A 13,405-nucleotide genomic window follows, 5' to 3' on the forward strand; every position below is an offset into this window, starting at 1 on the left:
TTCGGCTCCTCCTCACCATCCTCCGACACCTTCGCAGGCGCCCCATCCGTGCAGAACGCCGCTCCGTGGCAGGGCGGGCAGAGCTCCGGCGTCGGCGGGCAGCAGACCTCCGCCCCGCCCTGGCAGCGGCAGGACACCGCCCGCACCGCGCAAACCGGGACAGGCTCCGCGCCGCCCTGGGCTGCGAATCCCTCGAACGCGGGCGGCGCTTTCGCTCCCGGCCCACAAGCCGCAGCGGCCGAGCCCCATGCGATGATCGAGGGTGTCTGGGTCGAACTCAACGCGCTCAGCCGGCCGGAGGGCGACGGGAGGCGCAGCGCGATCACGTGGAGCACGCCGCGCTACCTGCGCTTCATCCCGCTCGACGAAAGGACCGTCGCCTTTCTCACCAGCGACGAGAGCTACTGCTGGAACGTGCTCACCCGGCAGGCCGATGACCGCTATGCCGGCAGTGGTTCGACCGTCACGATCACCGAGCGCGCCGGCAGCTATCTCATGCAGGTGATGGGCGGGGGGCTCGCCGGCAGCTACGAGATCGCGCGCACCGCCGACGGCTATCCCTCGCGCGACCGGTTCGATCCCTCCGACCGCGACAGTCGCCGGGGCCTGTTCAACCAGGACGGGCTCACGCGCGAATGGAACACCAATTTCCACAGCTTCGACGGATTGAACATGAACCTGTTCGATCCGCTGGCCGGGCGCAAGCAGCAGATCTTCCGGCAACCGGGCAATTTCGACTACGCGATCGACGACAATCTCAATCTCGGCCTTCCCTTCGGCCTGCGCGGTTTCCGCACGCGGATGAGCTCGTCCCGGCAGGTTGAAACCCTGGTGACCAATGCGGCCGCGTTCCAGCGCGACATGTCGATGAATTTCGGCGGCAGCCTCGGCGTCAGCCCCAAGGCGAATTTCGGCGCCAGCTACTCCTTCGAAAAGACCTCCGGCACGCGTTCCCGCAGTTCCGAGATGAACGCGATCGGCTATGCCCGGATCGAACGCTACACGCTGGTGCTCGACGAACCCAATGCCCAGCTTTCGGAAAACTTCCGCCGCGCGATCGACAGCCTGGCCGACGGGCGCACGAGCGCGGGCAGCGTGGTCAACACCTTCGGCACGCATTATGCCAAGGCGATCAGCTATGGCGGGCTGGGCAAGGCGGAAAAGACCATGACCTCGGTCGAGGTCGCCGAATACCTTTCCAGCAAGCAGGGCTTTTCCGCCGGCGGCGGGGCGAAGGGCGCCAGTCTCAATGGCGGGTTCAGCGAGGGGCGCAGCAGCGAACGTTCGACCGAATCCGTCTTCACGCGCGACGAGTTCACCGCGGTGGGCGGGTCGGGCTCGATGACCTCGACGGGCTGGCAGGTGAGCGATTCCGACACCGTGCCGGTGCGTTACGATCTCAGGCGCCTGTCCGATCTCATCAATCCGATTCTGTTCGACGTCCGCAGCCCCGCCGATGCGACCAAGTATCTGCGCGCCCGCAATGCCCTGCGCGCCGAAATCGACCGGCGGATGAACGGCGCACCCGATTTCGCCAATGGCTACATGGGGCCGCGCTTCTTCGAGATCGAACTCCATTCCCTGCGCTGCACCAACCAAGGCGACGACAGGACGAACACGATCATGCTGAGAGGCACTCTCGACCTCAGCTTCACCGACGACACCGGCCCCAGGAACGTGCCGCTGTTCAACGCGGCCGAGGGCGAGGCGATGACCTGCGGCGGTTCGGGCAGGACGCTTTCGCAGAAGCCGGTGATCGTGCTGTCTTCCGGTTCGCCGGAGGCGGGCACGCCCGGCTTCGGAGCCTACACCATGAGACCCAGCCTCACCGAGGTCGACGACGGCCCGCGCAGGACCACGGGCGAGGAGGTTCGCGACGGTTTTCTCACCGGGTTCTCGCTCGGCATTTACAACGCCGTGGAGCACAATGCCGACGACCCCATCAACCAAACTCCGATGATGCTCCCGCTCGGACGCGACGCGGACGGGCGCCGCAGGTCTATCAAGCTCGGGGGCAACCAGGCCCCGACGCTCTTCGTCGACTACACGGTCCGGGAGCTCAAGTGATGCGTCGGCCCCTTTCCGCAGCGCGTTGTCCTGCCCTCGTGCTGGTGGTGATCGCGGCGCTGATGGCGCTTGTCGCTCTGCCCGCCGCGCGGGCGCAGCCGGCGGGCTACCAGCCGATCGTCGCGGCATTCAACGGCAACGGCGCGATCGCCATGCCTGCGAACGAGGCGCTCGACATCAACGGGCTCGGCACGATCGAGTTCTGGGTCTCGGCCAAGTGGCAGGGCGAGCTCGATTACGACCCGGCCGTGATGGGCTATTCGGGGCCGCAGGGCCCGCGCTTCGCGATCCACATCGCGGGCGACAAGAGCGGGCTCGGCCTGTTCGCGGGTCCCTTCTACGACGGGGTGGCGTTCGATTTCTCGGACGGCGTCCTCCACCATGTCGCGCTCGTCACGTTGGGCGATACGACCGACATCATCATCGACGGCGTCTATCTCGACACGCTGGGCTTCACCTTCGCCGAGCTTCCGGCGGAGAGTTTCACGATCGGGGCGATCGGCGAATTCTCGCCCTTCATCGGCGAGATCGGGCAGGTGCGGATCTGGTCCACCCCCGTCGAGATCGAGGTGCTGCGCCATTTCAGCCTCGCGCCGCTTTCGGCCGAGGGGCCTTTCCCGCACCCCGATCTCGAATTCCTGACCGGCATTTCGGCTTTCGGCGATCCGGAGACCGGGGGCTTCATCTTCATCGGCGATCCCGACATGCAGAACATGACGCAGGACCCGCCCGCCATCGAGGGAGGAAACGGATGATCCGGCTCATCGCCCCGGCGCTCGTCGCGCTCGCCGTCACCGGCATGACCGTTGCGGTCCCGCTCGAACCGGTCGAGGCCAAGCGTTTCCCGAAGCGCGTCAAGACGCCCAAGAAAACCCCGGAGTTCCGCCAGGTGAAGGCGCAGCTGAGCACCTTCCGCGCGACCGGTGCGCGGGCCTACAACAACTTCAAGGGCGCCTATCGTTCCGAACGGCGCAACCGGCAACTGCTCGAGATGGCCCAGGCCAATCTCAACAGCGCGCGAAATGCCTTTCGTGCCGACGGGACGCCGCAGAACCAGGCCAGGCTCGTCATGGCCCAGTCCTCTTTCCAGGAGATCGACGCGCAATATCGCAACGCGCTTGCCGTCTATCGCGGCGCGAAGGCCGAAGTGCGAAGGCTGCAGGACATCCGCGCGACCAATCTCAACGTCCAGCGCCAGCAGCAGGGCGTCCAGCCGCGCCCGCCGCAGGCTGGGCGCCCGCGTTTCGCGCAAGGGGCGCGGGTGCAGCAGGTCCGGGTCGGGGCGACGGTCATGCAGAACCCCTACGACGTGCTGCGCGGCGGCGGGCAGGCGACGCGCTTCGGCGCCTATGCCGATCCGCGTGCGTTCATGGCTCGCAACGCGCAGAACAACTACATCTCGCTCGCCGAGTTGAACGCGCTCAACACCGAGTTCGGCGGCCAGTCCGGCAATGCCGCGCTCGCTCCCGGATCGCCCCTGTACGGCCCGCCGCCGCGGATGTTCGGGCAGGATCTCTACGTCGACATGCCCGGTGCGCGGAGCGGTCCGATCGCGCAGGCAGCCGCGCCGGGGGCGAACCAGTCGCCGACCGCCTACATCTCGCTTGCCGCGATCGGCGCGGGGTCCGACTTCTGATGCGGCGGGAGGGTGTCCCGTTCGTTCTCGCGCTCGCCCTGCTCGTCCCGGCGGGGTGCGCGGAGGAGGAAGCGGGCGATGCAGTGCCGGCCCCGGCGCAGGCCCCGATCCCCGAGCCGGCCGCCTGGGACGGGCGCAAGACGAGCGAGGCGGATGCGATCGTCACGCTCGCACTCGGCGGGGAGGCGAGCGCGGTGCTCCTCAACGGCGAGCCCGCCCGCGCGCTGATCGACAATCTCGCGCGCACGGCGCGGGTTCTGATCCCGTCCTCCGACGAGGGCCTGTCCTGCGAGAACTCCTTCATCGTCACCTTCGCCGACGGGCGCAAGGGCCAGCTCGTCGCCAACCACTGCCATTCGGACGACCCCTTCGTCGTCGAACCCGGTGCCATCTTGAGCGCGCTGGTGACGAAGGAGGACATCGACGATCCGGCCGACGACCTGCCCCAGGATGCGAGCGCCCTGCCGCTCTCCTTCGAATGGAGCGCGAACGGGTTCGAAACCCTGCCGGGCGAATTCCGCTGGTCGGGGGGATCCGGCGACGGAGGTGCCTTCGCCGTGCTCGGCGTGCCCGAAACCGACGACACCGTGTTCTCCGCCGAATGCAGCAACGGCACGGTCGCGGCCTTCGTGCTGCTCCACGACCGCGAGCCGCAGCCCGGTATGCGCGAGACCTTCCGCGCCGAGGTCGAGGGGGGCCGGGTGCGGACCTATCCGCTCGAGGGCGTTCCGCTGGGGGAGGGCGCCGCCTTCCGCCTGCGCCTTTCCGCAAGCGATCCGCTGTGGCGCGAGATGGCGTCGGGCCGCTGGGCCTTCTGGCAGGTCGGCAGCGACAGCGGGCGGGGCAAGCTGCGCCTCTCGCTCGAGGGCGCTGCGCCGCACATGCAGCGCTTCGTCGAGGGCTGCTGAAGCCAAGGCGTCCGGGGCAGCGGCGAAGACAGGCCGATCAACCGCCCGTCGGGGGCTCGTCCTTGATCACCTCGTCGGCATCGTCGATCGACAGGCCATGCTTCATCAGCATCGGGATGTTGGCGAAGGTGAACAGGAAGGTGAGCGGCAGGAACACCCACAGCTTGGCCCACAGCCAGCCTCCGAAATCCATCGACCGCACCAGCAGCTCGTTGAGAACCGCGAGGAACAGGAAGAACACGCCCCAGTTGCGCGAAAGCTTCAGCCAGCCTTCCTCCGACAGGCCCTCGAAGTCGGCTTCGAGCAGGATGCGGAGCAGCGCGCGGCCCGCAAGCCAGCCGCCGATCAATGCGACGCCGAAGACCGAATAGATGATCGTGGGCTTGAGCTGGATGAACTTCTCGTCCTGGAACCAGATCGTCAGCGCCCCGAAACCGACGATCAGCGCGGTCGAGAACCACAGCATCGGGGAAACCTTGCCGAGCAGGAATTTCGACACGGCGAGGGCGACGACCGCGGCGAGCATGAAGGCCCCGGTGCCGTAGATGATCGCGAGGATGTCGCCGAGGCCCGGCTCCTCGGGCGAGGTCAGGCAGTAGACCGCGAGGAAGACGATCAGCGGCCCGTAATCGACCGCGACGTTGAGCCAACCCGATCCGCGCGGTTTCGTTTCCTCCGTCATCACGCCACCCCCGCGATGACGCGCGCGACGAGATCGGGATCGAAGGGCCTGAGGTCCTCCATCTGCTCGCCCACGCCGATGGCGTGGATCGGGAGGCCGTACTGCTCGGCCGCGGCGACCAGCACCCCGCCGCGCGCGGTGCCGTCGAGCTTGGTCATGATGAGGCCGGTCACGCCCGCCACCTCCTTGAAAACGTCGATCTGGGAAAGCGCATTCTGCCCGTTGGTCGCATCGAGCACCAGCACCACGTCGTGCGGCGCCTCGGGGTTCAGGCGGCCAAGCACGCGGCGGATCTTGGCGAGTTCGTCCATCAGCTCGCGCTTGTTCTGGAGGCGCCCCGCGGTGTCCACGATGAGCGCGTCGATCCCGGTTTCGGTCGCCTGTTTGACCGCGTCGAACACGATGCTCGCCGGATCGCCGCCTTCCGGCCCCTTGACGAGGTCGACGCCCGCGCGTTCGGCCCAGGTGGCGAGCTGGCCGATGGCGGCGGCGCGGAAGGTGTCCCCGGCGGCCAGAAGCACGCCGTAGTCGTCCTCCATGAAAAGGTGGGCGAGTTTCGCGATGGTGGTGGTCTTGCCCGAACCGTTGACCCCGATCACGAGGATCACCTGCGGACGCGGGAAGGCGGTGATCTCGAGCGGTTTCGCCACCGGACGCAGGATTTCGGCGATCTCCTCGGCGACCGCTTCCCTGAGCTCGGTCTGGGTGATGGTCGCCCCGAAACGCTTCTCGGCGAGCTTTGCGCGGATGCGCCCGGCCGCCTTGGGGCCGAGGTCGGAGACGATCAGCGCGTCCTCGATGTCGTCGAGGGTCGCGTCGTCGAGCTTGCCGCCGGCCGCGCCGAGATTGGTCGCCAGCCGGTCGGAGGTCTTGCGAAAGCCGCCGAGCAGGCGCTCGCTCCAGCTGCCGCCAGCCTTGTCCGCTTCGCTCATCGCAGCATTCCCTCCTCGACTGCCTGCACCCTGACCGGCACGATTTCGCCCGGCGCGGTCCGTTCGGACAGCTTCACGCGGGCGTAATGGGGGGCATAGCCGGTGCCGTCCCGCTCGACGAGGACGGGCAGGGTTTCGCCCACAAGCCGGGCGAGCCAGGCGGCGCGGCGGCGGGCGACCGCGGCGCGCAGGTCGGCGGCGCGGGCCTTGATCGTGGCGCGATCGAGCTGCGGCATCCGGGCGGCGGGGGTCCCTTCGCGCGGGGAGAAGGGAAAGACGTGGCCGTGGACGATGTCGCATTCCTCGACGATCGAAAGGTTGTCGGCGTGGTGCGCCTCGGTCTCGGTCGGGAATCCGGCGATGAGGTCCGCGCCCACGGCGATTTCCGGACGACGCGCCTTCAACCGGGCCACCAGGCCCACCGCATCGGCCCGCGAATGCCGCCGTTTCATGCGTTTGAGGATCAGGTCCGCCCCGTGCTGGAGCGAGAGGTGGACGTGCGGCATCACCCGCTCCTCGCCCGCCAGCAGCTCGAACAGGCGATCATCGATTTCCACCCCGTCGACCGAGGAAAGCCTGAGGCGGCCTAGCTGATGAAATTCGGTCAGGACGGCTTCGATCAGGTCGCCGAGTCGGGGCGTGTCGGAAAGATCCTGCCCCCAGCTTGTCAGATCCACACCGGTGAGGACAATTTCCCTGGCCCCGGCAAGCAAATGTCCTTCAACCGCGCGCAGCACCTCGGCAATCGTCAGCGAACGGCTTACCCCGCGCCCCTGCGGGATGATGCAGAAGGTGCAGGAATGGTCGCAGCCGTTCTGCACGCCGATGAAGGCGCGGGTGCGGCCCGGAGCGGACCCGGGCGCAGGCCGGGACCCGGTCGTATCGGGCGCGGCCCCTGCCCGGGAAAGCTCGCCGCCTTCGCCGGGACCCGCGGCGGGGAGAACATAGGCACGCGCATCGAGTTTGTGCGCGTTCGCCACGATCCCGTCGACCTCGGGCATGGCGGCGAGCGCCGCGCGTTCGGTTTCCGCGGCGCAGCCGGTCACGATCACCCGCGCCCCCGGCCGCTCGCGCCGGGCGCGGCGAATCGCCTGGCGGGTTTGGCGCACCGCCTCGTTCGTCACCGCGCAGGAATTGACGACGACGATGTCCTCATCCTCCTTGAGGAAGGCGCGCATCGCCTCGCTCTCGGCGATGTTGAGGCGGCAGCCGAGGCTGATGATCCCCGGCCCCTTCACGCAAAATCGTCCCATTCGAACTCGCCGCGGAAAGCCTCGCTCGCCGGGCCGGTCATCAGGATCGGACCTTGGCCGCCGTCCCATTCGATCACGAGGTCGCCACCGGGGAGCGAGACCGTCACCGGGCTCGCCGCCAGCTTGCGCCGGATCGCCGCCACCGCGCTCGCGCAGGCGCCGGTCCCGCAGGCGCGGGTCAGCCCCGCGCCGCGCTCCCACACGCGCAGGGCGAGGTGATCGGGCGCGCGGACCTGCGCGACGTTGACGTTGACCCGTTCGGGGAAGAGCGGGTCGTGCTCGATCTCCGGCCCGAGCGCATCGAGCGCGACCGCATCCGCGTCCTCGACGAAGAAGACCACGTGCGGATTGCCGACATTGACCGCCAACGGTTCCGCCAGGTCGCCCCACCCGACCGGCATTGCGGCGGTGTCCATCGCGTAGGCGAGCGGGATCGCCTCCCAGTCGAAGCGGGGGGTGCCCATGTCCACCCGCGCGCCGCCGCCACGGGGTTCGAGCGCGATCACGCCGCCCGCGGTCTCGACCCGCGCTGGTTCCCCGTGGAGCAGCGCCACCGCGCGGCTGGCATTGCCGCAGGCGCCGGCCTCGCTCCCGTCGGCGTTGAAGATCCGCATCCGGAAATCGCAGGTTTCGCTCGGTTCGAGCAGGATCACCTGGTCGCAGCCCACGCCCGTGCGCCGGTCCGCCAGCGCCCGCGCCCGCGCCGCGCTCATCGCGGGCAGCGCCGTCTCGCGGGCATCGAGCACGACGAAATCATTGCCGAGCCCGTGCATCTTGGAGAAGGGAACGCGCATACTGGCCGCGCATCTATGCGCGCCTGCCGCGCGCGTCCAGTGGGAGCGGCAGGCCGCGCGTGCGCCGCGCCGGTCGGCAGGCCCGCTCCGCCGCGTCCCGCCGTGGCGCTTCAGCCGCGGTTGCGGCGCGGCAGTATCGGCCCGCCGTCGAGCGCGGTCCCGCCGGGATGGCGATGGATCGTGCCCGGTTCCCCGTCCTCGTCCCGGACAGGCCGGGCCGCCCCGCTCGCCAGCGCGGCGAGGTCGGGCAGTTCCACGGCGCGCGCCATGCCGGGCGAAAGGGTCATTTCGCGCCCGGCCAGCCGCCCGGCAAGGCCGAGGCGCTGGCGCACCTCCTCGGCAGTTTCGGGCCGGCCGTAGAGATAGCCCTGCCCCTTGAAATCGCCCATCCGCCGCAGCGCCGCGAGGATGTCCTCGTGTTCGATCCCCTCGGCCGTGATCGGCATGTCGAGCCCGCGCCCGAGCGAGACGATCGCATCGACGATGCGGCTCTTGCCGCCGTTCTCGGCGAGATCCTTGATGAAGCTGCGGTCGATCTTGAGCCGGTCGAAGGGCAGCGAGCGGAGCTGTTCGAGGCTCGAATAGCCGGTCCCGAAATCGTCGAGGCTGACGCGCACGCCCTGGTTCCTCAGGCTCGTGATCATCGAGCGCACGAGGCCGATGTTCTCGTGCAGGCAGGATTCGGTGATCTCGATTTCCAGCCGGTGCGGGGGGAAATTGTATTCGACGAGCAGTTTCAGGAGCTTCTGCGCGAACCACGGATCGCGCAATTGCAGGGGCGAGATGTTGATCGAAAGGGTCAGCTCCTCGTCCCAGGCGCGCGCGTCGGTGAAGGCCTGTCGCATGAGCTGTTCGGAAAGCTCCGCGATCAGGCCCATCTCCTCGGCGACGGGGATGAAGATTTCCGGGCTGACGAGGCCGAGGCTGGGCGATCGCCACCGCGCCAGCATCTCGAAACCGACCAGTTCGCCCGTCTCGAGGTCGATCTGCTGTTCGTAGAAAGGCACGAATTCGCCCTTGCCGAGGCCGCGGCGGATGCCGATCTCGAGCTCGTTCCTGAACCGCAGCTCGTTCTCCATCGTCGGCTCGAACCAGAAGAAGCGGTTCTTGCCTTGCTTCTTCGCCTGGTACATCGCGATGTCGGCGCGGTGGAGCAGCGTCTCTCCGGTCGCGGTCAGCGGTTCGAGCCCGTTGTTGCAGTGATCGCTCGCAAGGCCGACCGACATGGTGAGCTCGAGCGCGACCTTGTCGAGCCGGAAGGGCAGGGCCATGCCTTCGTAAAGCCGGATGACGAGATCGTCGATGCGCTCGCGCCGGGTCGGGTCGAAGGGGACGATGAAGGCGAATTCGTCCCCGCCGAGCCGTGCGAAGCGGGCGCTCTTGGGCAGCACGTCGCGGACCCGCTCGGCGAACTGGACCAGCACCTGGTCGCCCGCCTTGTGCCCGTGCATGTCGTTGACCTGCTTGAAATTGTCGAGGTCGATCATGCCATAGGCGATCGCCTGGCCGCGCTCGCTCGTGCGGGTCCGCAGGGCCTCGGTGACCTCGGTCATGGCGCGGCGGTTGAGACAGCCGGTCAGCGGGTCGCGCTGGGCCAGTTCGCGCGCCTGCGCCTCGGCGCGGCGGCGTTCGTCGATCTCCCCGGTCAGTTCGCGGTAGCGGCGCCAGGAAAAGATGATGAGCGCGATGTTGAGCAGCAGGGCCGTCATCAGCAGCGGGTCGGTGCCGTTGCCGACCCCGGCGAACGCGCGGATCGCCTTGGGCATGACCGCCCCGCCGGTGGCGATGAACAGCAGGATCGCGGCGGTGGCGATGCCGAGCGCGACGATGTCGCGCTGGGCGCGGTCGCGGGGGGCGCCGGCGGAATCCTGCCCGCGTCCTTCGAAGCCTGCCTTCGTCGTGTCTCGTGTCGCCGTCATGCCGGTTACTCTTTCGCGCCCCGATCATTTCCCGGGCCAGCTTCCCGCCTGGGCGGGTGCGGACTCTCAAGGAAGTTCGGGGGAGACTTCGGTGAAAGCGCTAAAGATCGCGTTAATCGCCCCCTTGCCTCGGCCCGCCGCGCCCGGCAGGAGGGGGGCGAGGGACGCGATGCGGGCCGCGGGCGCCGCGCGCATTCCTGGCACATTTCTCGAAGGGGCGACGGCATGGCGCAGGCTTCGCGCAATTACTGGCTGATGAAATCCGAACCGTTCAAGTACGGCTGGGACGATCTCGTCGCCGAAGGTGAGGGGACGTGGGACGGGGTCCGCAACCACCGCGCGAAGAACAACCTTGCCGCGATGAAGGTTGGGGACGAGGCGTTCTTCTACCATTCGCGCGAAGGGCTGGAGATCGTCGGCATCTGCGTGGTGACGGTCGCGGGGATCACCGATCCCACGGACGAAACCGGCAAGTGGGCGGCGGTCAAGGTGCGTGCGAAGGAGAAGTTCGAGCATCCCGTCACCCTCAAGGCGATCAAGGCCGAGCCGCGCCTTGCCGATTGCGAACTGGTGCGCCTTTCGCGCCTGTCGGTCGCGGCGATCACGCCCGAGGAATGGGACGTGATCCGCTCCATGGCGAAAGCCTAGGGGGCGCTGCTGACCGGGCGGCGGAGGATCACCGCGCTGCCGCCACGCCTCGGCCCGCGCCGGGCCGCCTGCCGGAACCAACCCCGCGCGCCAGCCATTGATCGGGTGAAAGTCAATGAAGTCATTGGCTTAAACGATCAAAGGAGTATGCAACATGGGTGAACTCACCGACAAGGCGAAAGGCAATGCCAAGGAAGCCATCGGCAAGGCCAAGCAGAAGTCCGACAATCCCGAAACCCGCGCCGAAGGCCGCAGGCAGGAGGCCGAAGGCAAGGCCGAACAGGCCAAGGGCGAGGTCAAGGGCAAGCTGGGCAACGATATCTGAGCCCGGCGCTGCCTGACACGACACATGACAAGGGCCGCTCCCGCACGAAGGGGCGGCCCTTTTCGTTTGACCCGATGCGATCGGATCGCAAACCGCTCTAGCGGTTCCTGAGGCCGCTCACCGTCGCCCCGCTCGCGGCGAGCTGTTCGACCTCGATCACCGCGTGGATCAGGCGGATTCCCGCGCGCTCCTTCGCCTCGGCGAAGGCGGCGGCGAATTCTTCCGTGGTTTCGGCCCGCGCACTCCACGCACCGAAGGCTGCGGCAAGCGCGGCGAAATCGGGATTGGCGAGGGTTGTTGCCGAAACCCGGCCGGGAAATTCGCGTTCCTGGTGCATCCGGATCGTGCCGTAGGCGCCGTTGTCCACCAGCACCACGAGGAGGCTCGCGCCCGCCTGCGCGGCGCTGGCGATTTCCTGTCCGTTCATGAGGAAATCGCCGTCGCCCGCGACCGCGACGATGGTGCGTTCGGGATGGCGCAGCGCGGCGGCGATCGCGGCGGGGACGCCGTAACCCATCGCTCCGCAGGTCGGGGCGAGCTGCGCGGGATAATCTTCGTAACGCCAGTAACGGTGCAACCATCCGGCGAAATTGCCCGCCCCGTTGGCGACGATCGTGTCGTGCGGAAGCGATTCGCGCATCAGGGTCACGCAGGCGCCGAGGTCGAGCGCGGGCGCGTCCTGCCGTGGCTGGTGGGTCGCCCATTCGCGCCATTCGCGGTTCGCCTGCGCGCCCGCATCGAAGGGGATGACACTCGCATCCTCCCACAGCGCGGCGGCTTCGGCGAATTCGTCCATCGCCGCGGCGAGCGCGAGATCGGTGCGATAGACCCGGCCCAGTTCCTCCGGGTCGGGATGGACGTGGACCAGCACCTGTCCGGGATGATCCGGCGTCGGCACGGTGTAGCCCTCGGTCGTCGCCTCGCCCAGCCTTGCGCCCACCACGAGGATAAGATCGGCGTTGCGGACCCGCTCGACCAGCTTCGGGTTGGGGCCATAGCCCAGGGATCCCGCATAGACCGGCGAGGAGGCGGGGATCGCGTCCTGTCGGCGGAAGGCGGTGGCGACGGGAAGCCCGATCCGCTCTGCGAAAGCCTGGAAATGATCGCGCGCCTTGCGGTTCCAGCCCGCCCCGCCGACGATCGCGACCGGGCTCGCCGCGTCCGACAGCAGCGCGAACAGGGCCTGCATCGCATCGGGGCAGGCGGCCTGCGCGGGGCGTTCCACCCGCGGACGAGGGGCGATGCCGGCGGCGACTTCCTCGGACAGCATGTCCTCGGGCAGGGCGAGCACCACCGGTCCGGGCCGCCCGTTGATCGCGACCGCAAAGGCGCGCGCGACATATTCCGGGATGCGCGCCGGATCGTCGATCCGCGCGGCCCACTTGGCGAGCGGGGCGAAGAAGGCGGGAAAATCGACCTCCTGGAACCCCTCGCGCCCCTGCATTCCCCGCGCGACGTCGCCGACGAACAGCACCATCGGCTGCGAATCCTGGAACGCGACATGGACCCCGATGCTGGCATTGGTCGCACCGGGGCCGCGCGTGACGAAGGCGACACCGGGCCGCCCGGTCAGCGCCCCGTCGGCGCAGGCCATGAAGGCGGCGCCGCCTTCCTGCCGGCAGGTCACGGTCTCGATCTGCGCGCCGTCATGGAGCGCGTCGAGCACCGCGAGAAAACTCTCCCCCGGGACGGTGAAGATCCGGTCGGCGCCCTGTTCCTTCAGGCATTCCACCAGCAGGTCGGCCGCCCGCCTCGTCGTCTGGGCCATGTCGTCTCCCTCTCGTCCGACAGCGCGCTTAGACCGCCCGCCATGCTCCCGCAATCGCCGCACGCTCGCGCTCGTCGTTCGTGCGGAACGGCAAATTGTCCCGCCGTGCGACAGCTGCGACGGCAGGGGTGTGACACGGGGTTAAGAAAGTCTTAACTTCCCGCCCATGCCCTATGCGAGACTCACCGCCGACCTCGTTTCCATCCCCCGCCGGGAGGAGCGGCGGCGAACGGAGCGGCGTTCGCAGGAGCGGTCCACCCCGGAGCGCCGGGGCGCCCGCCGCCGCGCGCTGGTCCTCACCGACGAGGGCGCGCGCCATCCCTACCGATCGAGCCTGCCGCCCCGTGTCTGCGCGGAACTGATCGACATCCCGGCGGAAAAGCTCTGGGCGCTGACCCGCGACGACGTGCGCGGGGTTGCCAGCACCTATGTCACGGTAACGGCGGCGGTGCTCGCCTTCATTCTCTGAAGGA

General features: G+C 68.5%; 13 protein-coding genes. 7 read left to right on the top strand and 6 right to left on the bottom strand.

Translation table 11 applies throughout. From position 1 onward, the window contains the following. Window positions 1-48: 48 nt before the first annotated feature. Genes BLU08_RS01730 through BLU08_RS01745 form a run of 4 tightly spaced genes read left to right on the top strand, consistent with a single transcriptional unit; the run spans window position 49 to window position 4,611 of the window. Window positions 49-2,067 carry an MAC/perforin domain-containing protein gene (locus BLU08_RS01730; protein WP_157674422.1) on the top strand — a complete coding sequence of 673 codons (2,019 nt, stop codon included), beginning with the start codon at window positions 49-51 and terminating at the stop codon, window positions 2,065-2,067. Continuing rightward, window positions 2,067-2,822, top strand: coding sequence for a LamG-like jellyroll fold domain-containing protein (locus BLU08_RS01735; protein ID WP_090194468.1), 756 nt, complete (start codon window positions 2,067-2,069; stop codon window positions 2,820-2,822). Before BLU08_RS01730 ends, BLU08_RS01735 begins: the two co-directional genes overlap by 1 nt. Continuing rightward, window positions 2,819-3,703, top strand: a complete 885-nt coding sequence (locus BLU08_RS01740) for a hypothetical protein (protein ID WP_090194471.1) — start codon at window positions 2,819-2,821, stop codon at window positions 3,701-3,703. Before BLU08_RS01735 ends, BLU08_RS01740 begins: the two co-directional genes overlap by 4 nt. Then, window positions 3,703-4,611 (top strand): hypothetical protein, encoded by a 909-nt coding sequence (locus BLU08_RS01745; protein ID WP_090194473.1) that lies wholly within the window; start codon window positions 3,703-3,705, stop codon window positions 4,609-4,611. The genes BLU08_RS01740 and BLU08_RS01745 overlap by 1 nt, the downstream gene beginning before the upstream one ends. 37 nt (window positions 4,612-4,648) lie before the next feature. On the opposite strand, the gene BLU08_RS01750 is transcribed toward BLU08_RS01745, so the two are convergent. The 5 genes from BLU08_RS01750 to BLU08_RS01770 form a co-directional block, all read right to left on the bottom strand. Next, on the bottom strand, window positions 4,649-5,293 hold the full coding sequence (locus BLU08_RS01750; RefSeq protein WP_172800959.1) for an inner membrane-spanning protein YciB: 645 nt from the start codon (window positions 5,291-5,293) through the stop codon (window positions 4,649-4,651). Beyond that, window positions 5,293-6,225 carry a signal recognition particle-docking protein FtsY gene (gene ftsY, locus BLU08_RS01755; protein WP_090194478.1) on the bottom strand — a complete coding sequence of 311 codons (933 nt, stop codon included), beginning with the start codon at window positions 6,223-6,225 and terminating at the stop codon, window positions 5,293-5,295. Before ftsY ends, BLU08_RS01750 begins: the two co-directional genes overlap by 1 nt. Next, window positions 6,222-7,463, bottom strand: a complete 1,242-nt coding sequence (gene mtaB / locus BLU08_RS01760; RefSeq protein WP_233996045.1) for a tRNA (N(6)-L-threonylcarbamoyladenosine(37)-C(2))-methylthiotransferase MtaB — start codon at window positions 7,461-7,463, stop codon at window positions 6,222-6,224. The genes ftsY and mtaB overlap by 4 nt, the downstream gene beginning before the upstream one ends. Next, a complete protein-coding gene (dapF, locus tag BLU08_RS01765) occupies window positions 7,460-8,272 on the bottom strand; it encodes a diaminopimelate epimerase (protein ID WP_090194484.1) in 813 nt (270 codons plus the stop codon). The genes mtaB and dapF overlap by 4 nt, the downstream gene beginning before the upstream one ends. Before the next feature lie 110 nt (window positions 8,273-8,382). Then, window positions 8,383-10,191, bottom strand: coding sequence for a bifunctional diguanylate cyclase/phosphodiesterase (locus tag BLU08_RS01770; protein WP_090194487.1), 1,809 nt, complete (start codon window positions 10,189-10,191; stop codon window positions 8,383-8,385). A 225-nt stretch (window positions 10,192-10,416) separates the two neighbouring features. On the opposite strand from BLU08_RS01770, the gene BLU08_RS01775 reads away from it, so the two are divergent. Together BLU08_RS01775 and BLU08_RS01780 are read left to right on the top strand one after the other, a co-directional pair. Beyond that, the gene (locus tag BLU08_RS01775) at window positions 10,417-10,839 is read left to right on the top strand and encodes an EVE domain-containing protein (RefSeq protein WP_090194491.1); all 423 of its coding nucleotides are present in this window, start codon (window positions 10,417-10,419) and stop codon (window positions 10,837-10,839) included. 154 nt (window positions 10,840-10,993) lie between these two features. Next, complete coding sequence (locus BLU08_RS01780) at window positions 10,994-11,164, top strand: CsbD family protein (protein WP_090194494.1); 171 nt, start codon at window positions 10,994-10,996, stop codon at window positions 11,162-11,164. Window positions 11,165-11,261: 97 nt separating this feature from the next. On the opposite strand, the gene BLU08_RS01785 is transcribed toward BLU08_RS01780, so the two are convergent. Further along, window positions 11,262-12,932 carry a thiamine pyrophosphate-dependent enzyme gene (locus tag BLU08_RS01785; RefSeq protein WP_090194496.1) on the bottom strand — a complete coding sequence of 557 codons (1,671 nt, stop codon included), beginning with the start codon at window positions 12,930-12,932 and terminating at the stop codon, window positions 11,262-11,264. A 166-nt stretch (window positions 12,933-13,098) separates the two neighbouring features. Between BLU08_RS01785 and BLU08_RS15435 the strand changes: the two genes are divergently transcribed. Beyond that, window positions 13,099-13,401, top strand: a complete 303-nt coding sequence (locus tag BLU08_RS15435; protein WP_090194498.1) for a hypothetical protein — start codon at window positions 13,099-13,101, stop codon at window positions 13,399-13,401. The last annotated feature ends 4 nt before the right edge of the window (window positions 13,402-13,405 follow it).

This window comes from Erythrobacter sp. HL-111 (genome assembly GCF_900105095.1).
Taxonomy (GTDB): Bacteria; Pseudomonadota; Alphaproteobacteria; order Sphingomonadales; family Sphingomonadaceae; genus Erythrobacter.